Source organism: Aeromonas sp. 9A (genome assembly GCF_963900955.1).
Lineage (GTDB): Bacteria > Pseudomonadota > Gammaproteobacteria > Enterobacterales > Aeromonadaceae > Aeromonas > Aeromonas salmonicida.
Genome location: NZ_CAWRFG010000001.1, coordinates 4197136 through 4219663 on the forward strand (window position 1 = coordinate 4197136; position 22528 = coordinate 4219663).

Below are 22528 nucleotides of genomic sequence, written 5' to 3' on the forward strand. Positions count from 1 at the left end.
ATGGATGAGAAACTGAGAAACAACTTCTGGTACGCAGACTGGTCCTTCCCCATCTTCGTCGGCCTGCTGTCGGCCGGGGTCTTTGCCGGAACCCACATGTACTACCTGTACGGTGTCGGCGCCTTCAACGAGGTGGCCTTCGTCGCCATGCTGAAAGCCGGCATGGACACGGGTGCCTACGGTGCTGTGGCGGCCTTTGGCGCCAGCTTCCTGTTTGCCCGCATCATAGAGGGCTCCCTGGTGGGGATCCTGGACATAGGCGGCGCCATCCAAACCGGCGTCGGCCTGGGCGTGCCCGCCCTGCTGCTGGGGGCCGGCATTCTCTATCCAGTGGAGAACTTCGGCGCCTCCCTGGTGACCGGCATGGTGATTGGTCTGGCGATTGGCTACATCATCATCCTGGCGCGCAAGTTCACCATCAACCAGAGCAACTCCACCTACGGTGCGGACGTGATGATGGGGGCAGGCAACAGCTCGGGCCGCTTCCTGGGCCCCCTGATCATCCTCTCCGCCATGGGTGCCTCCATCCCCATAGGACTGGGTTCCCTGCTGGGGGCACTGCTGTTCTATGTATGGAGCAAGCCCATCACAGGGGGCGCCATCCTGGGTGCCATGTTGCTCGGCACCTTCTTCCCGGTCGCCCTAGCATAAGCACTCGCCGCCCTGCGGGGCGGCCTCTTCGAGGTCATCACAATGCATGACATGATCATCAGAGCGGGACGCCTGGGAAATGGCGAGCTCATCGATATCGCCATCCGGGACGGCAAGATAGCGGCAATCGGCCAGCAGCCAGCCCAAGCAGAAACGAAGCGGACCCTGAACCTCGCCGGTCGTATTCATGTGAGCGCTGGCTGGATCGACGGCCACACCCACTGCTATCCCGCCTCCCCCATCTATCATGATGAGCCGGACAAGGTAGGGGTGGAGTCCGGCGTCACCACAGTCATTGACGCGGGCAGCACAGGCGCCGACGACGTGGACGACTTCCAGCGGCTGGCCTCGGGCTGCAAGACCCGGGTGCACGCCCTGCTCAACATCTCCCGCATCGGCCTGCTGCGCCAGAACGAGCTGGCGGACAGCCGGGATCTGGATGCCACATTCGCGTCCGCCGCCATTGCCCGCCACCCGCACTTCATCGTCGGCATCAAGGCACGCATGAGCGGCAGCGTGGTGGGCGAAAATGGCCTGCAACCACTGCGCATGGCCAAGGCGCTGCAACAGGCCCACGGCCGGCTGCCGCTGATGGTGCATGTAGGCAACACGCCACCGGATCTGGACGAGATAGTTTCCCTGCTGGGGGATGGCGATCTGCTGACCCACTGCTTCAACGGCAAACCCAACCGCATCCTGACCCCGGCTGGCGAGCTGCGGGTCGCGGTGCGCGAGGCGATGAAACGGGGGCTCTTGCTCGACATCGGCCACGGCGGCGCCAGCTTCAGCTTCGAGGTGGCGGAGCTGGCTATCCGGCAGGGGATCCTGCCCCGCACCATCAGCTCAGACATCTACTGCAAGAACCGCATCAAGGGGCCCGTTTACAGCCTGGCCCACGTCATGTCCAAGTTTCTCGCCATCGGCATGACGCTGGAGCAGGTGCTCGCCTGCGTCACCGACCATGCCGCCGATGCCCTGCGCCTGGCCGGAAAGGGGCGGCTCGAGGTGGGCGCCGATGCCGATCTGACCCTGTTCGAACTGGCCAGCGGCCCGACCCTGTTTATGGATACCGAGGCACAGTCGCGCAGCGGCGACCTGCAACTGCTTCCCCTCGCCGCCCTGGTGGGTGGTGACCTGGTTCTGACTCACTATGGGAAATCACACCATGCCTTCTGTTTATGAGAAATATCAGCTCAAACCCGTGATCAACGCCTCCGGGCGCATGACCATTCTCGGCGTCTCCACCCCCGAGCAGGAGGTGGTCGATGCGGTCAACTTCGGCCTGGGCCACTACTTCGAGGTGAAGGATCTGGTCAACAAGACAGGCGCCTACCTGGCAGGCTTGCTGGATGTGGAAGATGCTGTGGTGGTCTCCTGCGCCAGCGCCGGCATAGCCCAGTCGGTGGCCGCCGTGATAGTGCGTGGCGACCCCTACCGGCTGGAGCAGCTGCACGCCCATGCCCACGGGGTGCCGAGTGAAATCGTGCTGCCCAAGGGGCACAACGTCAACTTCGGCGCGCCGGTCGGCACCATGGTCAACCTGGGTGGCGGCAAGGTGGTGGAGGCCGGTTATGCCAACGAGTGCTCCCCTGCCCAGTTGGCCGCCGCCATCAATCCCAATACCGCAGCCATCCTCTACATCAAGTCCCATCACTGCGTGCAGAAGAGCATTCTGTCGGTGGCAGAGGCGGCAGAAGTGGCCAAGGCTCGCCAGCTGCCACTGATCGTCGATGCGGCAGCGGAAGAGGACCTGCGTCTCTATTACAACCAGGGGGCGGATCTGGTGATCTACAGTGGCGCCAAGGCCATCGAAGGGCCCACCAGCGGGTTGGTGCTCGGCAAACGTCAGTATGTGGAGTGGGTCAAGCAGCAGGCCAACGGCATAGGCCGGGCCATGAAGGTGGGCAAGGAGGGGATTCTCGGCCTGACCCGCGCCATCGAGCGCTACCTGGAAAAAGAGAAGGAGAGCGGTGCAGCCATGGTCGCCAAGATGGCCCCCTTCATCGAGCGCCTCAACCAGCTTCCGGGCGTCAGCGCCAAAGTGGTATGGGACAGTGCGGGGCGCGACATAGCCCGTACCGATATCGCTTTTGACCACCAGCAGATCGGCATGACCACAGTCCAACTGGTGGCTCGACTGCAACAGGGCACGCCTGCCATCTACTGTCGTGGCTACAAGGCCAACGAGGGGCATATCGAGATCGATGTTCGCAGCGTCACCGTGCCCCAGCTCGACCAAATCCACTCCGCCATTGCCAACCTCGTTCAGGAGAATCGCTGATGTCCCTAACTCCCAATTACTACCGCAACCGTGTCTGCCTCAACGTACTGGCGGGGTCCAAACAGAATGCTGTCGACATTTATGAGGCGGCCGAAGGCCATGTGCTGGTCGGCGTGCTCTCCAAAAACTATTCGGATGTGCCCTCCGCCGTCGCCGATATGAAGGAGTACGCGAAACTCATCAACAACGCCCTATCCATCGGGCTGGGGGCGGGCGATCCACGCCAGTCCGCCATGGTAGCTGAGCTGGCCTGCCAGCTGCAGCCCCAGCACGTCAATCAGGTCTTCACCGGGGTGGGTGCCAGCCGGGCGCTGTTGGGCCAGCCAGAGACGCTGGTCAATGGCCTCATTTCCCCCACAGGCACCCCCGGCATGGTGAAGATCTCCACCGGGCCCCTCAGTGCCCAGCAACCGGACGGGATTGTGCCCATCGACACTGCCATCGCCATGCTCAAGGACATGGGCGGCAGCTCGGTCAAGTTCTTCCCCATGGGAGGGCTGGAGTGTCGTGACGAGTATCAGGCGGTGGCCGAGGCCTGTGCCCACCACGGCTTCTGGCTGGAGCCCACAGGTGGCATCGATCTCGACAATTTCGAAGAGATAGTGCGGATCGCGCTGGACGCAGGGGTCGAAAAGGTTATCCCCCACGTCTACAGCTCCATCATCGACAGCGAGAGCGGCCAGACCCGCACCCAGGATGTACGCACCCTGCTCGCCACGGTGCAACGACTGCTGGCGTGATGAAAGATGGCACCGGTCCGATCACTGGCCGGTGCCTGGCTTGTTAATGACCCGCTTGTTAACATCGACCCTTTATTTCGCGACAGGAGTCCCGTCCCCCCTCATGACCAAGCTGCCCCACCCCAGACTCCATCAACTGCTGACCCAGCTCCATGCCGAACCGCTGCCACAGGAGGAGCTGGCTCGCCGCCTCAATGTCTCCACCCGTACTGTGCGCACCGACGTGGCGACCCTCAACGAGCTGATTGCCACCCACGGCGCCCACCTGATCCACCAGCGCGGCAGCGGCTACCAGCTCAAGATTTACAATCAGGGGCTGTTTGATGAGTTGCTGGCGGCCCAGGAGCAGGAGAGCAGCCTGCCGCGCACCAGCCGCGAGCGGGTGCTGCACCTGCAGATCTTACTGCTGACGGCGGAACAGGGGATCAAGCTCGACGAACTGGCGGATACCTGGTATCTGAGCCGGGCGGCGCTGCAGGGGGATATGGCGGAGGTGCGGGAGCGGCTCGCCCACTTTGGCTTGCTCATCGACAGCAAGCCACGGCTGGGCATGCGCATCCAGGGTGGGGAGACGGCGATCCGGGCCTGCCTCACCCAGTTGCTCTATCAAGAGCTGCTTCACAACAACCAGTTGCAGAGCCTGCTGCCCAACCTTTGCCCCGGCAAGACGCTGGAGGTAGTGGGCAATCACATCCATGCCCAGCTCAGCCGCCATCAGCTGCGCCTCGCCGACGAGAGCTTGCAGCAGCTCACCATCTACTGTGCCGTCGCCCTGCTGCGGCAGGCTGCGGGGCACGAGCTGCGCCAGTTTGCCAGCGAAGACATCACAGAGACGCTGGCCGCCGTAGCCAGTGACATTTATGCAGAGCTGCCGACCCTGATGCCACCGGGAGAGGAGGAGATCGCCTGCCTCGCCATCCAGATCCAGGCCCGCCTCACCGCCGACACGCCCAGGCTCAGCCCGGCCATGGCCGCCGAGAGCGAGCAGTTGGTCGAGCATCTGCTTGCCTATATCCAGCAGCACTATCCCTATGATCTGCGCGGCGACCTGCAGTTGCGAGCGGATCTGCAGACCCATATCAGCGCCATGCTGCTGCGGGTCAAATACCAGATCGGCAGCCACAATCCGCTGGCGGATCACATCAAGCAGTACTACCCCCTCGCCTACGACATCACGCTGGCCGCCATTTCGGAGTGGATAAAACAGACACCTTACCGGCTGACCCACCACGAGATCGGCTACCTGGTAATCCATATCGGGGTAGGGCTGGAGCGCCACTACGACATCGGCTACACCCGCCGTCCCCAGGCACTGCTGCTGTGCGATGCCGGCAACGCCACCTTCCGGGTACTGGAGGCGCGCATCAAGCGGGAATATCCCCAGCTGCAACTGGCCAGCCTGGAGTCGGTGCGAGATTACGAGGGATTGACGCGGATCGAGCAGGATTTTGTCATCAGCACTGTCAAGGTGAGCGAGAAGAACGTGCCCGTGGTGCAGGTGGCACCTTTCCCGACCCAGTATCAGCTGGAGCAGCTCGGCAAACTGGTGCTGATCGACCGCACCCGCCCCTACCTGCTCGACAAATACTTCGATGCCGACCACTTCATGGTGGTCAATGAGCCACTCAACCAGAGTCAGCTGTTCGCCCGCATCTGCGATCAGCTGGAACAGGAAGACCTGGTGGAAGCGGGGTTCAGAAGTTCACTCCACGAACGGGAGCGCATCGTCTCCACCCTGCTGGGAGAAGGCATAGCCCTGCCCCACTCCCTAGGCCTACTGGCCCGCCGCACCCTGGTCTATACAGTGCTGGCACCACAGGGGATCGACTGGGGCAATGGCGAAACAGCCACCCTCATCTTCGTGCTGGCCATCAGCAAGGCGGACTACGAAGAGGCGATGGGGCTCTACGATCTGTTTCTGGCGCTGATGAACGAAAAAGCCAGCAAGAATCTGCTGGCTTGTCGGGATTTTGCCAGCTTCAAGGGGCTGGCGCGCACCGGTTCCTGAACCAGGGCGGGGAGTGAGTCACTCCTCGTTGAAGCCGGAGGTGAACAGCGCCACCACGGCGGCCAGCGCCTCCACTTCTTCGGGGCCCTCCACCTGCACTTCCACCTGCTTGCCCTGGGCTGAATCCAGCATCAGCAGGCCGATCACGCTGTCTGCATCGGCCTCGATGCCGTCCTCATTGCGCAGCAGCACGTGGGCATCGAAGCCCTGTACCAGCTCGAACAGCATCATGGCCGGTCTGGCATGCATACCCAGTTTGTTCTTCACTTCCACCGAGGCTGAGACGGTCATCTGATCTTCCTATTGGTCCATCAATGTTGCGGCGTACTTTTGTCGAGGGTGCGGTGGCGGATCTGGACGTTCTTGCCGAGCAAGCGGAACGCGCCAGCCAGCTGCTCTGCGATGAACACGGACCTGTGCTGGCCCCCAGTGCAACCAATTCCCACAGTGACATAGCTACGATTGTTGCGCTCCAGATGTGGCAACCAGGTCGCCAGCATGTTTTCAATCTGCAGGATGAACTGCATCACGTCTGGCTGGCTGGAAAGGTAGCGGGCCACGGGCTCATCCTTGCCGGTAAAGGGTTTGAGCTCGGGGATCCAGTGTGGATTCGGCAGGAAGCGAGCATCGAACACGAAGTCAGCGTCCTTGGGGATGCCGTACTTGAAGCCGAACGACTCGAACACCAGCACCAGTTCGTTCTCTTTCTTGCCAAGCACCCGGGTCTTGATGAGCTCACTCAGGTCATGAATGCTGAGGCTGGTAGTGTCGATACGCAAATCGGCGGTCGAGGAGAGCGGCGCCAGCAGATTGGTCTCTTCACGGATCGCCTCATCCAGTGAGAGCTGCTTGCGAGACAAGGGGTGCAGCCGGCGGCTCTCGCCGTAGCGCTTGAGCAGGGTGGAGTTCTCCGCATCGAAGAAGAAGCTGGAAAATTCCACCCTGCCCTCATTGCGAACCTGGGCCAGCAGGGTCTCCAGCTTGTCTGCGCTCACCGGCAGGTTGCGCACGTCGATACTGACCGCCAGCTTGTCATACTGGCTCTCGACCGACACGATCAACTGGGGCAGCAGGTTGACCGGCAGGTTATCCACACAGTAATAACCCAGATCCTCCAGCACGCGCAGGGCCACTGTCTTGCCCGAGCCGGAGCGCCCACTTACCACTATTAATTGCATCTTGTTGCCTCACCGCTTGGGGTCATCACGAGGGCCCGAATATCAGGCCGACGTCATGATCTGATAGAGATCTTCATCGCTGGTTGCCTGGCGCAACTGGCGGCAAACCGCCTTGTCGCCCAGTTTGGATGCCATCAGGGAAAGGGTCTTGAGGTGCTGTTTGCACTCGCTTTCCGGCACCAGTAGGGCAAAGAGCAGGTCAACCGGTTGATTGTCGATGGAGTCGAAGGGGATAGGCTCTGCGAAGGTCATCAGGATGGCGGTCGGCGGAAACTCGTCACCGATCCGGCCGTGGGGAATGGCGATACCGGCACCGATCCCGGTACTGCCCATTTTTTCTCGTGCCAGCAAACACTCGAACAGTGTCTGGCGAGAGGTCCCCAAGCGCTCAGCGGCTAATTCACTGATGATCTCGAGGGCACGTTTTTTGCTGGTACAAGGGACCGCACTTTTGGTGCAGTCCCGACTCAGTATGTGTTCAAGTTGCATAGTTATTTTTGATTTAACTTATCTTTGTGCTTGATGATCTGCCGATCCAGCTTGTCCAGCAGGGTATCAATCGCAGCATACATATCAGCATGCTGTGAATTGGCGAACACCTCACCACCGCTGACATGCAGCTTGGCTTCGGCGATCTGGTTCAGTTTTTCTACGCTCAACACCACATGAACATTGTTGATGTGGTCAAAGTGACGCTCGAGTTTGGCAAATTTGTTGTTCACATAATCACGCAGAGCTTCGGTGATCTCGACATGGTGTCCGGTCAGGTTAATTTGCATAACGTCTTCCTTTTGTTTTGCCTAAACCAGGCGTTTGCGCTGATTGGATGGCGGGATCAACAAGGATTCACGGTACTTTGCGATCGTGCGTCTCGCCACCATAATACCCTGTTCGGCCAGCAAATCCGCGATCTTGCTATCACTTAGCGGCTTGGCGGGATTCTCCGCCGTCACCAGCTTCTTGATCAGCGCGCGAATTGCGGTCGATGAGCACTCTCCTCCTCCTTCTGTGTTCACATGACTGGAGAAAAAAAACTTCAGTTCGAAGATGCCGCGGGGGGTATGCATGTATTTCTGGGTCGTTACCCTGGAAATGGTCGACTCATGCATCTCCACCGCCTCGGCGATATCGTTGAGCACCATGGGCTTCATGGCTTCTTCACCATACTCGAAAAAGCCCTGTTGTTGCTCGACAATACAGGTCGCCACCTTGAGCAGGGTGTCGTTGCGGCTCTCCAGACTCTTGATGAACCACTTGGCTTCTTGCAAGTGGGAGCGAATGAACTGGGTATCCTGGCTGGTACGCGCCTGACGGGCCATGGCGGCATAGGTCTCGTTGACCCGGATGCGCGGTGCAGAATCAGGATTGAGCTCGACGACCCATTTGTTGCCCTTCTTGACGACGGTGACATCCGGGATCACGTACTGGGAGTCACTCTGTATGATGCCGTTACCCGGCCTGGGCTCCAGCTGCTGGATAAGGTCCAGCACCTCCTTGAGGTCACTCTCCTTGAGCTTGGTCTTGCGCGCCAGGGTGCGGTAATCGCGGTTGCCGAGCAAGTCCATGTGCTCCTTGATCACCTCCCTGGCCTCATTGAGCCAGGGCAGTTCAGGAGCGTACTGGCCAAGCTGGATCAGCAGACACTCCTGCACCGAGCGCGCGGCGATGCCGACCGGATCGAAATGCTGCACCCGCTTGAGCACGGCCTCGACCTCGTCGAGTTCCACCTCGACATCCTCGCTGCTCACCGCCGCCTGTATATCTTCGAGAGAGACGGTCAGATAACCGGAGTCATCGATGGCATCTATGATGGCCAGCGCAATGGCGGCATCCAGATCGCTGAACGGGGTGAGGCGCATCTGCCACAGCAGATAGTCTTGCAGGTTCTCGGTAGTTTCCCCCTGATAGACGCTGTCCTCCCCATCGTGGATGGGGCCTGCGCTCTGGGCTGTGCCGGCTGAATAGACATCTTCCCAAGTGGTATCTACCGGCAGTTCGTCCGGCATCTGATCCTGGGCCATGGCATCGCTGGAGTCGAGCTGACTGTCGTCGACGGGCTCTTCCGGGCTGGTCTCCTGAACCTCATTCTCCTCTTGCTCAAGCAAAGGATTGTTGTCGAGCGCTTGCTGAATTTCCTGCTGGAGTTCCAGGGTGGAGAGCTGGAGCAGACGAATCGCTTGTTGTAATTGCGGCGTCATGGTCAGGGACTGACCGAGACGCAACTGTAATGTCGGCTTCATCTACGTCGGGATATCCTTATGTTCAGCGAGGCAGTCGTCAAAGGAAATGAAGAGATGCCCCCTTACTATAGACTGAATTGATCGCCCAAATAGACGCGCTTGACCTGTTCATCGGCAAGGATCTCGGCCGGTGCACCTTCGGCGATCATCTTGCCGTGGCTGACGATATAAGCCTTCTCACATACGTCCAGAGTCTCCCTGACGTTGTGGTCGGTGATCAAGACACCAAGGCCTCTATCTTTCAGATGCTGGATGATCTTCTTGATGTCTATCACAGAAATGGGGTCGACCCCGGCAAACGGCTCATCCAGCAGAATAAAGCGCGGCTCGGCCGCCAGCGCGCGGGCGATCTCGACCCGGCGTCGCTCCCCCCCTGACAGACTCTGACCCAGGTTGTCACGGATATGGGTGATGTTGAACTCTTCCAGCAGTTGTTCGACCTTGTCTTCACGCTCTTCGCGGCTCAGCCCCTTGCGGGTCTGCATGACCCCCATCAGGTTGTCGAACACGGACAGACGACGGAAGATGGAGGCCTCCTGCGGCAGATAGCCGATGCCGTTACGGGCACGGATATGCATGGGCTGCTGGCTGATGTCCTGATCATCAATGGTGATGAGGCCGGCATCGCTCTGCACCAGCCCCACTATCATGTAGAAGGAAGTGGTCTTGCCGGCACCGTTCGGGCCGAGCAGGCCGACGATCTGGCCGGTACCCACCTCCAGACTCACGTCACTGACCACCATGCGACGCTTGTAACTTTTTTGCAGGCCGGCTGCTTTCAACACTGCCATGGTTTATTTTCCCTGCTTCTTCTGGTCGGCGGGCTTGTCGAAGTTCTCTACCTGATCAGGCAGGAACACCGTCTTGACCCGCTGGGTCGGCCCCTTGCTCTCGGCGATCATCTTCTGTTTGACGATGTCGTAGCGGATCAGGTCACCGTTGACCTGGCTGTCTTCCTGTTTGAGCTGACCGTTGCCGGTAATGGTCACCAGGCGATTTTTCAGCTCGTAGCGAATGCTGTTGCCGTGGGCGTTGACCGGTTTGCCGTTGTCCAGGATCTGGAAGAAGGTAGCAGGCTTGCCATAGGCCGTCATGACCTCGGCCCCTTTGTCGCCGGAACGGATCACCACCACCTTGTCAGCCTTAATCTTGATGGTGCCCTGAGTGATGATGACATCGTCACTGAAGGTGATGCGGTTGTCCTGCATCTCGGCCACCTGTCTGACCGCATCCACATAGACCTTTTCGGCAAAGTCGGACTCTTTGGCACTCACTGTGCCGCACAGCAGCAAAGCCGCGAGGGCCAGATTAGCGTTTTTCATTGAAATAGATGGCATGGCCCTGATCCAGTAATTCAAAATATTTGCGTTCCAGATGACCCTTCAGGCCAACGCCTTCGGTCTGGAATTCCTTACCCACTATGCTGACATGCTGATTGCTTCTCACATTCTGAGTCACCAGATCCAGCTCCAGATAGGGGGTATCCAGTGTGGAGATGAAGGAGGTGGGCAGCAGGCCATCCAGATGTACCTTGTCGCGCAGGATCACGTTGTCATCTGTATTGAGGACACCTGTGTCGGCCGTGACTTTCCACTCGGCCTCACCCTGCTTGTCAAACATGTAGACCACCGGCTTGTTGAAGGTAGCCTGCTCGATGATCTGGTAATACTCCGCATACTCGGACTCCAGCCGTTCTGTGCGTCGACCGTTGACATCAAAACGGGTGGTCACCAGGTTCCTGGCGGTGAAGTCCGGCTGGTAGTTTTCTGCCTTGGTGGTCGGCTCCGGCGTCAGGTCGATGTCACCAATCTGCCAGGCGGCCAGCGCCACCAGAAACAGCAGAGCGAACAACAGCGTCTGTCTGCTCATACCGAGGCCTCTGGCTGATAATCGCCATGCCCTTGCGCCTGCAGTATGAGGTCACACACCTCGCGCACCGCGCCCATGCCACCGCCAAGCCGGGTCACCATATCGGCACGACTCAGCACCAGCGGATGAGCATCGGCCACGGCAATGCCGAGCCCGCAGGCCTGCATCACCGGCAGATCTATGGTGTCATCCCCCATATAGGCGGCTTGTGACGCTTCCAGACCTAGCTTTGTCAGCAGCGCCTCGAAGTGGGGCAGCTTCTGATCCGCCCCCTGTACCAGATGCTGCACTCCCAGGCTCTTCATCCGATCGCTGACGATGCGGGAGTTGCGCCCGGTGATGATGGCTATTTCAATCCCGGCATTGAGCAGGGCCCGCATACCGGCGCCATCGCGGGTACAGAAGGTCTTCAGCTCTTCGCCGTCATTGCCCATATAGATGAGGCCGTTGGAGAGCACCCCATCCACATCGCACACCAGCAGGCGGATTTGCGCCGCCCTGTCGTATTGGCTGCGCGTCACCGGACCATAAAGGGTCGGTACGTTTTGCATCAAATTACTCCGGCTTTCAGCAGGTCATGCATGTTGAAGGCCCCCAGCGGGCGCTTGTCACCATCCACCACCAGTAATCCGTTGATCTTTCTGGTTTCCATCAGTTTGACAGCTTCTGCCGCCATCATCTCGGGGCCAACGGTAACACAGTTGGTCGTCATCACCTTGGCGATCGAGGTGTGATGGATATCCACCTGCAGATCCAGGATCCGGCGCAAGTCACCATCGGTGAACAGTCCGGCCAGCAGACCCTCTTCGTTGACGACCGCCGTCATGCCCAGACCTTTGCGACTCACTTCCAGCAGCGCTTGGCTGATGGTGGCATCTATCCCCACCTGGGGCAACAGATCGCCGCTATGCATCAGGTCACCGACCCGCAGCAGCAACCGCTTGCCAAGGGAGCCACCAGGGTGGGAGAGCGCAAAGTCATCGGCGGTGAAGCCGCGGGCTTCCAGCAGGGCAACCGCCAGTGCATCGCCCATCACCAGAGTAGCCGTAGTGCTGGAGGTCGGCGCCAGGCCCAGCGGGCAGGCCTCTTTATCCACCTTGATGCACAGATGCACGTTGGCCTCTTTGGCCATGGTGGAGGCCGGATTGCCTGTCATGCAGATCAACTGGATGCCGCGACGTTTGAGCACCGGCAGCAGGGCCAGGATCTCGTCGCTCTCACCGGAGTTGGAGATGGCGATGATGAGGTCACCGCTGGAGATCATCCCCAGATCCCCGTGGCTGGCTTCACCCGGGTGGAGGAAGAAGGCAGGGGTGCCAGTGCTGGCCAGGGTGGCAGCAATCTTGCTCCCGATGTGACCTGACTTACCCATGCCGGTGACCACTATCTTGCCACTGCAGCGCAGCACCAGCTCGCATGCCTTGTCAAAGGCATCGTTCAGGTACTGATAGAGTCCATCAATCGCTTGTTTTTCAATGTCCAGCACAGTACGAGCGCTGCGACGAAAATCGAACAGTTCAGACACTTTCTCAGGCTTTACAGACATAAAGGCACAGCTCCGGGCGGAAATTTGCTGCGGGATTATAAAAAAGTCTGTCGAGATAAGCGAATCGGATACTTCTCGGTCTCAAAAGAGAGACAATCTGTGACGCAAAACTGTCGCGCTTTTGAGGAGGCAGGCTGTTCAATAGTTGTTCCTTGCTGTTGCTTAGACCTAGACTAGCCCATAAAATTCGCTCTTCATTTACACCGGATGGACAATTGTTTGAACAATGACCTTATCACCATCTCCGATCTGACCTTCAGTCACGGAGATCGGCTGTTATACGACGGGATCAACCTGACCATTCCCCGTGGCAAGGTCACTGCGGTCATGGGCCCGAGCGGCATCGGCAAGACCACATTGCTGCGGCTGATCGGTGGCCAGATCAAGCCGGAGTCCGGTCATATCCTGTTTGACGGGGAAGATATCCCCACCCTCTCCCGCTCTCGCCTGTACGAAGTGCGCAAGCGGATGAGCATGCTGTTCCAGAGCGGCGCCCTGTTTACCGGCATGACGGTCTACGACAATGTGGCCTTCCCGCTGCGGGAGCATTCCGGTCTGCCGGAGGAGCTGATCCACACCATCGTCATGATGAAGCTGCAGGCCGTGGGTCTGCGCGGGGCAGCTCAGCTGATGCCGTCCGAGCTCTCCGGTGGCATGGCACGCCGTGCCGCACTGGCCAGATCCATAGCGCTGGATCCGGACCTCATCATGTATGACGAACCGTTTGTCGGCCAGGACCCCATCACGATGGCGGTGCTGGTCAAGCTGATCAAGGAGCTGAACAGCGCCCTCGGCATCACCTCCGTCATCGTGACCCACGACGTGAACGAGGTGCTGACCATCGCCGATTACGCCTATATCATCGCCAACCGCAAGGTGGTGGCGCACGGTACGCCGGCGCAGCTGCGCGAAGAGCATAATCCCGAAGTCGAGCAATTCCTGCTTGGATTGCCCGACGGTCCTGTCCCGTTTCATTTTCCGGCAGGCGACCTGCTACAGGATCTGTGATGTTGATAAGCCAAGTAAGCAAGCTGGGCCGGGTTGGCGTGCGCGTCATCAGCTCCATCGGCCGTGCCACCATAATGCTGTTTCATGCGCTGGCGGGCAAACCCGAGCCACGCAAGCACTTCCCTCTGCTGCTTCAGCAGTTGTATGTCGTGGGTGTGCAGTCCGTTGCCATCATTCTGGTCTCCGGCCTGTTCATCGGCATGGTGCTCTCGTTGCAGGGTTACAACGTATTGAAAGACTTCGGCGCCGAGCAGAGCCTGGGCCCGCTGGTTTCCCTCTCCCTGTTGCGGGAGTTGGGTCCCGTGGTGACCGGCCTGCTGTTTGCCGGTCGCGCCGGCTCTGCACTGACCGCCGAGATCGGCCTGATGAAGGCCACAGAACAGCTATCCAGTCTGGAGATGATGGCGGTCGACCCGCTGCGCCGGGTAGTGGCCCCTCGCTTCTGGGCCGGCGTCATCAGCATGCCGCTGCTGGCCTTCATGTTCAGCCTGATCGGCATCTTCGGTGGCAAGCTGGTCGGTGTGGATCTGCTGGGGGTGGACGAAGGCAGCTTTTGGTCCGCCATGCAGGCATCCGTCGACTGGCAGGATGACATTATGCAAGGTGCCATCAAGAGCCTGATCTTCGCCCTGGTGGTCACCTGGATTGCGCTCTTTAACGGTTATGATGCCAAGCCGACCTCGGCCGGGATCAGTCAGGCCACAACCCGTACCGTGGTCCACTCCTCCCTGGCCGTGCTCGGCCTGGATTTTATACTCACCGCAGTCATGTTTGGATAAGGTAAAGATGAAGTTCAGCAAAGTAGAATTCCTGGTTGGCGCCTTCATGCTGGCCGGCATCGGTGCCATTCTGGCGTTGGCACTGCAAGTAGCAGGGTTGAGTTTCAAACCGGAAGGAGAAACCTATACCCTGCGCGCCCATTTCGATAATATCGGCGGCCTGAAAGTACGTTCACCGGTCAAGGTTGGTGGCGTCGTCGTCGGTCGGGTCAGCGACATCACACTGGATGCCAAGAGCCAGGTGCCTGTCGTCTCCCTGCTGATGCAAAAGAGTGCCGGCGAGTTTTCCGAAACCAGCACCCTCTCCATCCTGACTTCAGGCCTGCTCGGCGAGCAGTACATCGGCCTGATGCCCGGCTTCAGCGATGAGGAGATGGGTACCAGCATGCTCAAGGATGGCGACATGATTGAAGACACCAAATCAGCCATTGTGCTGGAAGACCTGATTGGCAAGTTCCTCTATAGCCAGTCTTCCGACACCAAATCCGACAGCAAGTAAGGAGTAACCATGTTCAAGAAGATCGCCCTGTTGCTGGGTCTGATGACCAGCATGCTGTTTTCCCTGGGGGCTCACGCCACCAATGCCGCCGACCCCTATGCCCTGGTGGACGAAGCGGCCAAGCAGACCTTTGCCCGCCTGAAGGCGGACAAGTCCCAGGTCAAGAGCAATCCGGATCACCTGCGGGTCATCATCCGTGAAGAGTTGCTGCCCTACGTAGACAACCGCTTCGCTGCCTACAAGGTGCTCGGCAACCAGATCAAGCAGACCACCCCGGCTCAGCGTGACGCCTTCGTCGAGGTGTTCACCGAGTACATGGTGAGTTCCTATGCCGATGCGCTGGCCCATTTCGACAAGCAAACCGTCAAAGTCGAGCCGGGCAAGGCGCCGGGTGACAGCAATATCACAGCCGTCAACGTCAGCGTGAAAGAGACCGGCAAGCCGGATATTTTCCTCGAATTCAAGCTGCGCAAGAACAACAAGACCGGCGAATGGAAGGCCTTCGACATGGTCGCCGAAGGGATCAGCCTGCTCTCCGCCAAGCAGAACGAGCTGGGTGGCCTCATTCGCCAGAATGGCATAGATGCAGTGATCGCCCAGCTGCGCGCTCACAACGCCAAGCCGTTGGTCATCAAGTCATGAAATTTAGCGGCGATCTGCAGGCGCCACAGGTCAATGCCCTGTGGCAACGCCGCGCCGAGTGGTGGCAGGAAGATCGGCTCGAACTGAGTGGCGTCACCACCCTGGACTCCGCCGGGCTGGCACTGCTGGTCAAATGGGCCAAAGCCGTATTGGTACGAGGCGCCACACCGCAACTGGTGGGCGCCTCCACTGATTTTTATACCCTGGCCAACCTGTATGGGGTGGCCAGTCTGTTTCAGTCAACTCCGCTCACAACCGAGGACGCATAATGCAAGTCTCTGAAATTGAAGCGATACTCCTTGAGGCTCTGCCATTGTCCGAAGTCCATGTCAAAGGAGACGGCAGTCACTATCAAGTGATCGCCGTCGGTGACATGTTTGACGGCATGAGCCGGGTCAAGAAGCAGCAGGCCATCTATGCCCCGCTGATGGACAAGATCGCCAGCAACGCCATCCACGCACTCTCCATCAAGGCCTTTACCGATGCCGAGTGGAAACGCGAACGTAAATTCCTACTGCCCTCCTGATTGGTATCTAAGTAAATGGACAAATTCAAGATCGATGGTCGTTGTACTCTCAACGGCGAAGTGACCATCTCTGGCGCCAAAAATGCCGCCCTGCCGATCCTGTTCGCCACCCTGCTGTGTGATGAGGAGATCCACCTCTCCAACGTACCGCGCCTGAAAGACGTGGGCACCACCCTCAAGCTGCTGGAGATGCTGGGCGCCACCACCAAGGTCAACGGCAACGTGACAGTGCTGACCGGTGCGGTGAACAACCACGTCGCCCCCTACGAGCTGGTGAAGACCATGCGCGCATCCATACTGGCGCTCGGCCCGCTGGCTGCCCGTTTCGGGGCTGCCGACGTCTCCTTGCCCGGTGGCTGCGCCATCGGTGCCCGTCCTGTCAACCTGCACGTCCACGGCCTGGAGCTGATGGGTGCCAAGATTGCCATCGAGGACGGTTACATCAAGGCCCGTGTCGATGGTCGCCTCAAGGGTGCTCATATCCTGATGGACATGGTTTCCGTCACAGGTACCGAGAATCTGATGATGGCCGCTACCCTGGCCGACGGTCGCACCGTGATCGAGAACGCCGCCCGTGAGCCGGAAGTGGTCGATCTGGCCAACTTCCTCAACGCGCTTGGCGCCAAGGTTCAAGGCGCGGGCACCGACACTCTGACCATCGACGGTGTCGAGCGTCTGCACGGTGGCAGCTACAGCGTGCAGTCTGACCGTATCGAAACCGGTACCTTCCTGGTTGGCGCAGCAGTTACCGGTGGCAAAGTCACCTGTCGCAAGACAGATCCTTCCCTGCTGGAGGCGGTACTGGTCAAGCTGGAAGAGGCTGGCGCCTTGATCGAGAAAGGGGCTGACTGGATCACCCTCGACATGACAGGCCGCACTCTCAAGCCGGTCACCATCAAGACAGCTCCCTACCCGGCCTTCCCGACCGACATGCAGGCACAGTTCACCGTGCTGAACGCCGTCGCCAAGGGCACCGGCATGGTCACAGAGACCATCTTCGAGAACCGCTTCATGCACGTACCGGAACTGGTGCGAATGGGTGCGGACATAGAGCTGCAGGGCAATGTGGCCATCTGCCGTGACACCGAGCAACTCAAGGGTGCCCAGGTGATGGCCACAGACCTGCGTGCCTCCGCCAGTCTGGTGCTGGCAGGCTTCGTCGCCGAAGGCTCCACCATAGTCGACCGTATCTATCACATCGACCGTGGCTACGAAGATATCGAGCACAAGCTGCAAGGTCTGGGCGGGCGCATCGAGCGTATCAAGTGATTGCCATCCCTTGAACATGTCTGTTAAAAAGGCCCCCTCGCGTTGGCGAGGGGGCCTTTTTCATATCATGGATTCAGCGTGAGGGCGGGTATTAATGTCCCGCCAGCTTCATATTCTCCACCAGTACGGAACCGGTCTTGAGGCTGGAGCGCTCATCTTCATCACACCCCACCGCCACGATATGGCTAAACATCTCGGTCAGGTTGCCTGCTATGGTGATCTCTTCCACCGGGTAGGCAATCTCGCCATTCTCAACCCAGAAGCCGGCTGCGCCACGGGAGTAGTCGCCATTGACGATGTTGACCCCCTGCCCCATCAGCTCAGTCACCAGCAGACCAGTCCCCATCTCCTTGAGCATCCCCTGGAAATCCTGACCCGTGTTGGAAACCTGCCAGTTATGGATGCCACCGGCATGACCCGTGGTGGTCAGTCCCAGCTTGCGGGCGGAGTAGGAGGTAAGCAGCCAGCTCATCAGCTCGCCGTTGCGCACAATGTCCATATTCCGGGTAAGTACCCCTTCCCCGTCAAACGGCGTACTGGCCAGTCCACCCAGCAGGTGGGGAAACTCTTGAATAGTGAGCCACTGGGGCAGGATCTGCTTGCCCAGTTTGTCGAGCAGGAAGCTCGACTTGCGATAGAGGTTGCCACCGCTGATGGCCATCACCAGATGGCCCCACAAGCCGGCGGCTGTGTCCGGGTGAAACAGCACGGGCGCATGGCGAGTGGAGATCTTGCGGGCACCCAGTCGGGAGACGGTGCGTTCCACCGCCTCATCGGCGATGCGTTGCGGACTCCAGAGCCCGCCCAGGTCACGACTCGAGGAGTAGCCGTAGTCCCGTTGCATGTCGCCATCCAGCTCGCCAATCAGCACGCAGCTCAGGGAGTTGCGTGACGCAGCATAGCCTTTGACGAAGCCGTGGCTGTTGCCATAGACCTTGATGCCGAGGTGGCTGGAGAAACCGGCCCCATCGGAGTGTTTGATGCGGGCATCGCGACCCAGCGCCAGCCGCTCACACTCGATGGCCAGCTCGATCCCGCGCTGGGGATCCAGTTCGATTTGGTGGCACAGTTGCAGATCGGGGGCATCCCAGGCCAGCAGCTCGGCATTTGCCAGACCGGCACAATCATCGGCAGAGGTATGGCGGGCGATTTCCATGGCCGCTTCGACGGCGGCGCGGATGGCTGGCTTGCCCAGATCCGTGGTAGAAGATGAACCCTTGCAACCATCGCGATAAACCGCAATGCCCAGAGCACCATCCTTGTTGAATTCGATACTTTCCAGTTCACAACCCCGGGTGTTCACCGACAACCCGGTCTGTTTGCTGATGGAGACTTCGGCCAGCGAGGCGCCCAGTCCTTTGGCTATCTCCAGTGCCTCGGCAACGACGGCCTCGAGATGGGCTTGATCCTGGCGAATTTGGTCTTGCTGATCCATAACTCACATCTATATGAAGGAAGGAAAGGGGCTAAGCATATCAGACCCCTGCGCCCAGCGGGAGAAGCTGGTAACATATCCACCAACGTGAATGACAGGAATCAAGAGACCGATGAGTCAATATCAAGACGACAACGAGTTGGAAGACTGGGGCCCCAGCAAGACTCAGCTCAAGCGTGATGCAGAGGTGCTACAAAAGCTGGGCGCAGAGATAGTTTCTCTAAGCCACAGCGAGCTGGAAAAAATCCCGTTGGATGAAGAGCTTGCCGATGCTGTCGAGCTGGGCCGCAAACTCAAGCCCAAGAAGGATGAGTCCTTCCGTCGCCATTTGCAGTTCATTGGCCGCTTGATGCGCAGCCGTGATATCGAGCCGATCGAAGAAGCGCTCTCCATCATCAAGAACCGCCACTCCACCGTGAATGCCCGCTTACATCGCCTGGAACAGTGGCGTGAGCGCCTGATCAACGAAGGCGACAGCGCACTCAACGAGTTGATGTCCCAGTTCCACGAGCTGGATCGCCAGAAGCTGCGCCAGCTGATCCGCTCCGCCAACAAGGAACGGGAACTGAACAAGCCGCCGGTCGCCTATCGCGAAATGTACCAATACCTGCGTGGCGAAATCGAAGACCTGCTGTAAGTGATGGCTCACGCCTCATGGCGAGCAGCAAGCGACACAGCGTAAAACGGGGCCAACATATGGCCCCGTTTTTTTATTCTGGTTTGCGAGCTAATTACCCGCCATACACTGTGTATGAGTACCGGGTTGCAGATAAGGCATCAGCAGTGGAGCCATCCCCTTGAGCACCTGCACTGGCAGGGCAGAGGTGAAGCGGAACTTGTCAGACTGGCTGCCCGGCACATAGGCGGTCAGGGTACCGAAGTGGTCCTCTCCCAGAAAGAAGACAAAGGTCGCGGTCCGGTTGCGCGCCAGCGAACTGGTGACATTGCCATAACGACCCACTGTCTCGATCCGGTTGTCACCTGTCCCCGTCTTGCCCCCCATCGGCAGCACAGTGCCATCAGGCAGAGCAAAGGCACCGGCGATACGCCTTGCAGTTCCCCCTTCCACCACCTTGGAGAGTGCATTGCGCAAAGCAGTCGCTACTTCTGCGGGCAGCACCCGGGTGCCCTCGGTGTGAACGGGCTCAAAGTTGGTCTCAAATGGTGTGCCCTTGGCAAACGAGAGATGTTCGATACGCAGGGTGGGAGCCCGAATGCCACCGTTCTGAATGATCCCCATCAACTCGGCCAGCGCGGCGGGTCTATCCCCCGAGCTACCCAGAGCCGTTGCCAGCGATGGTACCAAATGGTCAAACGGATAACCCAGCTTGGCCCAACGCTGATGGATGTCGAGGAAGGCCTCGACCTCCAGCATGGTACGGATACGGCTGTCACGGGCACTGCGGTGACGAGTTTTGAACAACCAGCTATATACCTCTTGTCGTTCATCCCGGCTGGCTTCAACCGCATCGGCAAAGGTCGCCTTGTCGAACTCCTTGAGATAGGCAAGCAACCACAGCTCCAGCGGATGAACCCGCGCGATGTAACCCTGATCCGGCAAGGAATACTTGCCTGGGCCATAGCTGGTGTAAAGCTGCTCAATGCGTCTTTCGCTGAGCTTGTCACGCGGCAACCGTTTGGCCAGGAAGGCGGCAAAGGTCTCCTGCGAGGCATCCGGCATCAGATAGCGATGCACGGCAGCAAGTCGTACCGCGCTGGGCTTGAGGCCATCCAGGAAGGTGTCGAGCTGCTCATCCGCCGTCTTGCCGCGATACTTGCGCCAGAAGCGCAGCAGATAGGTTTGCCCCTCCTTATCGGCAAACTTGGCCAGATACTCGGTACGACGGGGATCCTTGTCATCCTTGAGCAGCTGGGCGCGGTTGCCCTCCCGATAGAGGCTGTAGCGCACTATGTCCCGCATCAGACGCACGAACGGCAAGTTGATTGACTCGCGCAGTGCATCTCGTATTGCAGGAATGCGTCCGTTATCCTCACGGCGGAAGTTGTTGAAGGTGTGCATACCGCCCCCGGTGAAGAAGCCTTCGTTCGGACTGGCTGAGTATTGGCGATCCAGTGCGGCCTCCAGCATCAGCGGCAGGCTCTTGTCCTTGGCCGTCATCAGATAGGAGACGGCCCAGCGGCTGAGGTTGTCCTGACCCGATACCTCAATCTTGCGCAAGCTCTCTGCTGGCATATCGGAATAGTTGTCATGCAGCTCTGCAATGATTTCCAGATAGGTGGTCAATACCCGCAACTTGGCAGTGGAACCCAGCTCCAGCTTGCTGCCTTCGTTGATGTCGAATGGCTGATCCGTGTTGTCCGTCTGCACTCGTACCTTGAAACCTTCCGGTGATTTCTCGAACAGAGTGAAACTGTAACGCACATCCCCTGTCTTCTCCGGCGAGAGCAGACGCTCACCAAACAGGCCGACCTGAGCAGCAAACGCGGGATCGGCAAGCTGTTGCAGATAACGGGAGATCTCGTTTTGCAGCGGCATATTGAGGCTGGTATCCGCGCTCATATCCATCCGGTCCAGATCATACAGCTGCACCCCGAGCTGGCGGCTCAGGCGAGTGCGCGCGACCTGCAAACCCTTGTTGTTGTTGACTCGGGTCATAGCGGGGGACTGGAGGAAGTCGCGGAAACCAAGTTTGGCCTTGAGCGCAGCCTCCATCAGTGGCGGCGTGATCATTCCCTCCTGCACGAACAGTCGTAGATAACTGTCCGTCAGGGTCGCCAGTGCATCCCGTCCCTGCGCCAGATAATAGGAAGGGCGACGGTGTGCGATCATCAGCGAAACAACCTGCCGCAAGGCAAGTCCTTGATCTTCAAGTGCCGCATCCTGGTTACGAGCCGGATCCAGCAGCCGATTGACCTCGTTCACATTGGCGCCAAACCAGACCCACAAGCCATCACCCAGCCCATGTACCTCGCCATAACCAGGGGCAGCCGAGAGTGGCACAGAGTTGAGATAAGCCCAGGCAACCAGCTTGCGCGCCTCCAGGGTTTCCGGCCCCAGCCGATACGCCCGCACACTGGCTGACGCCATCTGGCGGATCTTCTCGGTCGGTGACAGGGTCAGACCATCGGGAGAATGACGGTACTTCTCGACCTGAGTCGCCAGTGTGCTGCCCCCTGCGGACTGATCCTGCATGTCCAGTGCCTTGCCCACCTGCGACATTGCTGCCTTGGCAAAGCGGGGCCAATCTACCGCCGGGTTTGCCAACGGCTGCTCGTTGCTCAGCAGATCGCGGTTCTCGATAAACAACAGCGACTGGATGACCAGGGGAGGAATGGAAGCAAAATCCGGGTAATAGTGAGTCGGATACTTGAATTGATAGAAGGGCTCGGCACGGCAGTCATGCAGGGTCAGACCGGCCTGCACTTTCTCGGTATAGGGAACAAAGAAACCACGGCTGGCATAGTCATAGAGCGCATCGGAAAAATGTGTCTGCTCGCTGACCTGATAACCCCGTTGCAGCAGACGCTCCTGCATCATGGGCAGCAGCACATAGCCGAGCCGCTTGTCGAAGGGGCCATCCTCAGGGAAGATTATTTGCTTGCTGGGGCCAGCTTCGACCTGATAGGTCAGCTTGGCCGCATAGCGGGAGATCTCCTGCGACTGCAGCCGGGAGGTCTGCATCTCATAGCCAACCAGGGCAATAGCAGCCGCCAGGCACAGTAAAAAGAGAAAGCAGAACAACCAACGCCACCAGGGACGACGCTTGCGCTTGTACTTGCCGTCCGCGCTTGGGACAGATGAATCTTGAGATGCCACTTTGTTCAAATCCGTCTGTTCTAATGCGCCCATATCAGCCCCGCCATGGTTGCGCAATTTATTGTGTTTCACTCAAGCT

25 protein-coding genes are annotated in these 22528 nt (G+C 59.1%); 13 read left to right on the forward strand and 12 right to left on the reverse strand.

Going from position 1 to position 22528, the window contains the following annotated elements; all coding sequences use genetic code 11:
• From AACX78_RS19405 to AACX78_RS19425, 5 genes are all read left to right on the forward strand, one after another.
• Entirely contained in the window at positions 1-651 is a 651-nt protein-coding gene (locus AACX78_RS19405; RefSeq protein ID WP_021140216.1) for a DUF4310 family protein, read from the forward strand.
• A gap of 42 nt (positions 652-693) precedes the next feature.
• Entirely contained in the window at positions 694-1833 is a 1140-nt protein-coding gene (locus AACX78_RS19410; protein ID WP_159167144.1) for an amidohydrolase/deacetylase family metallohydrolase, read from the forward strand.
• On the forward strand, positions 1817-2932 hold the full coding sequence (locus tag AACX78_RS19415; RefSeq protein WP_159167145.1) for a DgaE family pyridoxal phosphate-dependent ammonia lyase: 1116 nt from the start codon (positions 1817-1819) through the stop codon (positions 2930-2932). The genes AACX78_RS19410 and AACX78_RS19415 overlap by 17 nt, the downstream gene beginning before the upstream one ends.
• Complete coding sequence (gene dagF, locus AACX78_RS19420; RefSeq protein ID WP_159167146.1) at positions 2932-3672, forward strand: 2-dehydro-3-deoxy-phosphogluconate aldolase; 741 nt, start codon at positions 2932-2934, stop codon at positions 3670-3672. The genes AACX78_RS19415 and dagF overlap by 1 nt, the downstream gene beginning before the upstream one ends.
• A 103-nt stretch (positions 3673-3775) precedes the next feature.
• Positions 3776-5680 carry a BglG family transcription antiterminator gene (locus AACX78_RS19425; RefSeq protein ID WP_159167147.1) on the forward strand — a complete coding sequence of 635 codons (1905 nt, stop codon included), beginning with the start codon at positions 3776-3778 and terminating at the stop codon, positions 5678-5680.
• Between the two features lie 18 nt (positions 5681-5698).
• On the opposite strand, the gene npr is transcribed toward AACX78_RS19425, so the two are convergent.
• The 10 genes from npr to AACX78_RS19475 form a co-directional block, all read right to left on the reverse strand.
• Positions 5699-5971 carry a PTS phosphocarrier protein NPr gene (gene npr / locus AACX78_RS19430; RefSeq protein WP_005314403.1) on the reverse strand — a complete coding sequence of 91 codons (273 nt, stop codon included), beginning with the start codon at positions 5969-5971 and terminating at the stop codon, positions 5699-5701.
• A 20-nt stretch (positions 5972-5991) separates the two neighbouring features.
• Complete coding sequence (rapZ, locus tag AACX78_RS19435; RefSeq protein ID WP_005314405.1) at positions 5992-6858, reverse strand: RNase adapter RapZ; 867 nt, start codon at positions 6856-6858, stop codon at positions 5992-5994.
• A gap of 42 nt (positions 6859-6900) precedes the next feature.
• Positions 6901-7347 carry a PTS IIA-like nitrogen regulatory protein PtsN gene (ptsN, locus tag AACX78_RS19440; RefSeq protein WP_005314406.1) on the reverse strand — a complete coding sequence of 149 codons (447 nt, stop codon included), beginning with the start codon at positions 7345-7347 and terminating at the stop codon, positions 6901-6903.
• Positions 7348-7349: 2 nt separating this feature from the next.
• Complete coding sequence (gene hpf, locus AACX78_RS19445) at positions 7350-7637, reverse strand: ribosome hibernation promoting factor (protein WP_005305957.1); 288 nt, start codon at positions 7635-7637, stop codon at positions 7350-7352.
• A 21-nt stretch (positions 7638-7658) separates the two neighbouring features.
• A complete protein-coding gene (locus AACX78_RS19450) occupies positions 7659-9098 on the reverse strand; it encodes an RNA polymerase factor sigma-54 (protein WP_099994508.1) in 1440 nt (479 codons plus the stop codon).
• A gap of 65 nt (positions 9099-9163) precedes the next feature.
• Positions 9164-9889 (reverse strand): LPS export ABC transporter ATP-binding protein, encoded by a 726-nt coding sequence (gene lptB / locus AACX78_RS19455; RefSeq protein WP_005314412.1) that lies wholly within the window; start codon positions 9887-9889, stop codon positions 9164-9166.
• Between the two features lie 3 nt (positions 9890-9892).
• Entirely contained in the window at positions 9893-10420 is a 528-nt protein-coding gene (gene lptA, locus AACX78_RS19460) for a lipopolysaccharide transport periplasmic protein LptA (protein WP_005314414.1), read from the reverse strand.
• On the reverse strand, positions 10407-10967 hold the full coding sequence (gene lptC / locus AACX78_RS19465; protein WP_021140208.1) for an LPS export ABC transporter periplasmic protein LptC: 561 nt from the start codon (positions 10965-10967) through the stop codon (positions 10407-10409). Before lptC ends, lptA begins: the two co-directional genes overlap by 14 nt.
• Positions 10964-11518: a 3-deoxy-manno-octulosonate-8-phosphatase KdsC gene (gene kdsC / locus AACX78_RS19470; RefSeq protein WP_159167148.1), complete on the reverse strand. Its 555-nt coding sequence runs from the start codon at positions 11516-11518 to the stop codon at positions 10964-10966. Before kdsC ends, lptC begins: the two co-directional genes overlap by 4 nt.
• Positions 11518-12513, reverse strand: a complete 996-nt coding sequence (locus AACX78_RS19475) for a KpsF/GutQ family sugar-phosphate isomerase (RefSeq protein ID WP_034524103.1) — start codon at positions 12511-12513, stop codon at positions 11518-11520. Before AACX78_RS19475 ends, kdsC begins: the two co-directional genes overlap by 1 nt.
• Before the next feature lie 207 nt (positions 12514-12720).
• Between AACX78_RS19475 and mlaF the strand changes: the two genes are divergently transcribed.
• From mlaF to murA, 7 genes are read left to right on the forward strand one after another with little or no spacing between them, the layout of a single operon-like run.
• Positions 12721-13521, forward strand: coding sequence for a phospholipid ABC transporter ATP-binding protein MlaF (gene mlaF / locus AACX78_RS19480; RefSeq protein ID WP_011898278.1), 801 nt, complete (start codon positions 12721-12723; stop codon positions 13519-13521).
• Positions 13521-14300: a lipid asymmetry maintenance ABC transporter permease subunit MlaE gene (gene mlaE, locus AACX78_RS19485; RefSeq protein WP_005314426.1), complete on the forward strand. Its 780-nt coding sequence runs from the start codon at positions 13521-13523 to the stop codon at positions 14298-14300. The genes mlaF and mlaE overlap by 1 nt, the downstream gene beginning before the upstream one ends.
• 7 nt (positions 14301-14307) lie before the next feature.
• A complete protein-coding gene (gene mlaD, locus AACX78_RS19490) occupies positions 14308-14799 on the forward strand; it encodes an outer membrane lipid asymmetry maintenance protein MlaD (protein WP_005314428.1) in 492 nt (163 codons plus the stop codon).
• A gap of 9 nt (positions 14800-14808) precedes the next feature.
• Positions 14809-15441 carry a phospholipid-binding protein MlaC gene (gene mlaC / locus AACX78_RS19495; protein ID WP_159167149.1) on the forward strand — a complete coding sequence of 211 codons (633 nt, stop codon included), beginning with the start codon at positions 14809-14811 and terminating at the stop codon, positions 15439-15441.
• Positions 15438-15710 (forward strand): STAS domain-containing protein, encoded by a 273-nt coding sequence (locus AACX78_RS19500; protein ID WP_087756667.1) that lies wholly within the window; start codon positions 15438-15440, stop codon positions 15708-15710. Before mlaC ends, AACX78_RS19500 begins: the two co-directional genes overlap by 4 nt.
• Positions 15710-15967: a BolA family iron metabolism protein IbaG gene (ibaG, locus tag AACX78_RS19505; RefSeq protein WP_005306001.1), complete on the forward strand. Its 258-nt coding sequence runs from the start codon at positions 15710-15712 to the stop codon at positions 15965-15967. The genes AACX78_RS19500 and ibaG overlap by 1 nt, the downstream gene beginning before the upstream one ends.
• 15 nt (positions 15968-15982) lie before the next feature.
• Complete coding sequence (gene murA / locus AACX78_RS19510; RefSeq protein WP_159167150.1) at positions 15983-17236, forward strand: UDP-N-acetylglucosamine 1-carboxyvinyltransferase; 1254 nt, start codon at positions 15983-15985, stop codon at positions 17234-17236.
• Positions 17237-17327: 91 nt separating this feature from the next.
• Here murA and pmbA read toward each other — a convergent pair whose 3' ends face one another.
• On the reverse strand, positions 17328-18671 hold the full coding sequence (gene pmbA, locus AACX78_RS19515) for a metalloprotease PmbA (RefSeq protein WP_159167151.1): 1344 nt from the start codon (positions 18669-18671) through the stop codon (positions 17328-17330).
• 112 nt (positions 18672-18783) lie between these two features.
• Between pmbA and yjgA the strand changes: the two genes are divergently transcribed.
• The gene (gene yjgA, locus AACX78_RS19520) at positions 18784-19308 is read left to right on the forward strand and encodes a ribosome biogenesis factor YjgA (protein ID WP_021140203.1); all 525 of its coding nucleotides are present in this window, start codon (positions 18784-18786) and stop codon (positions 19306-19308) included.
• Between the two features lie 90 nt (positions 19309-19398).
• Here yjgA and AACX78_RS19525 read toward each other — a convergent pair whose 3' ends face one another.
• Positions 19399-22482, reverse strand: coding sequence for a transglycosylase domain-containing protein (locus tag AACX78_RS19525; RefSeq protein ID WP_159167152.1), 3084 nt, complete (start codon positions 22480-22482; stop codon positions 19399-19401).
• Positions 22483-22528 lie beyond the last annotated feature (46 nt).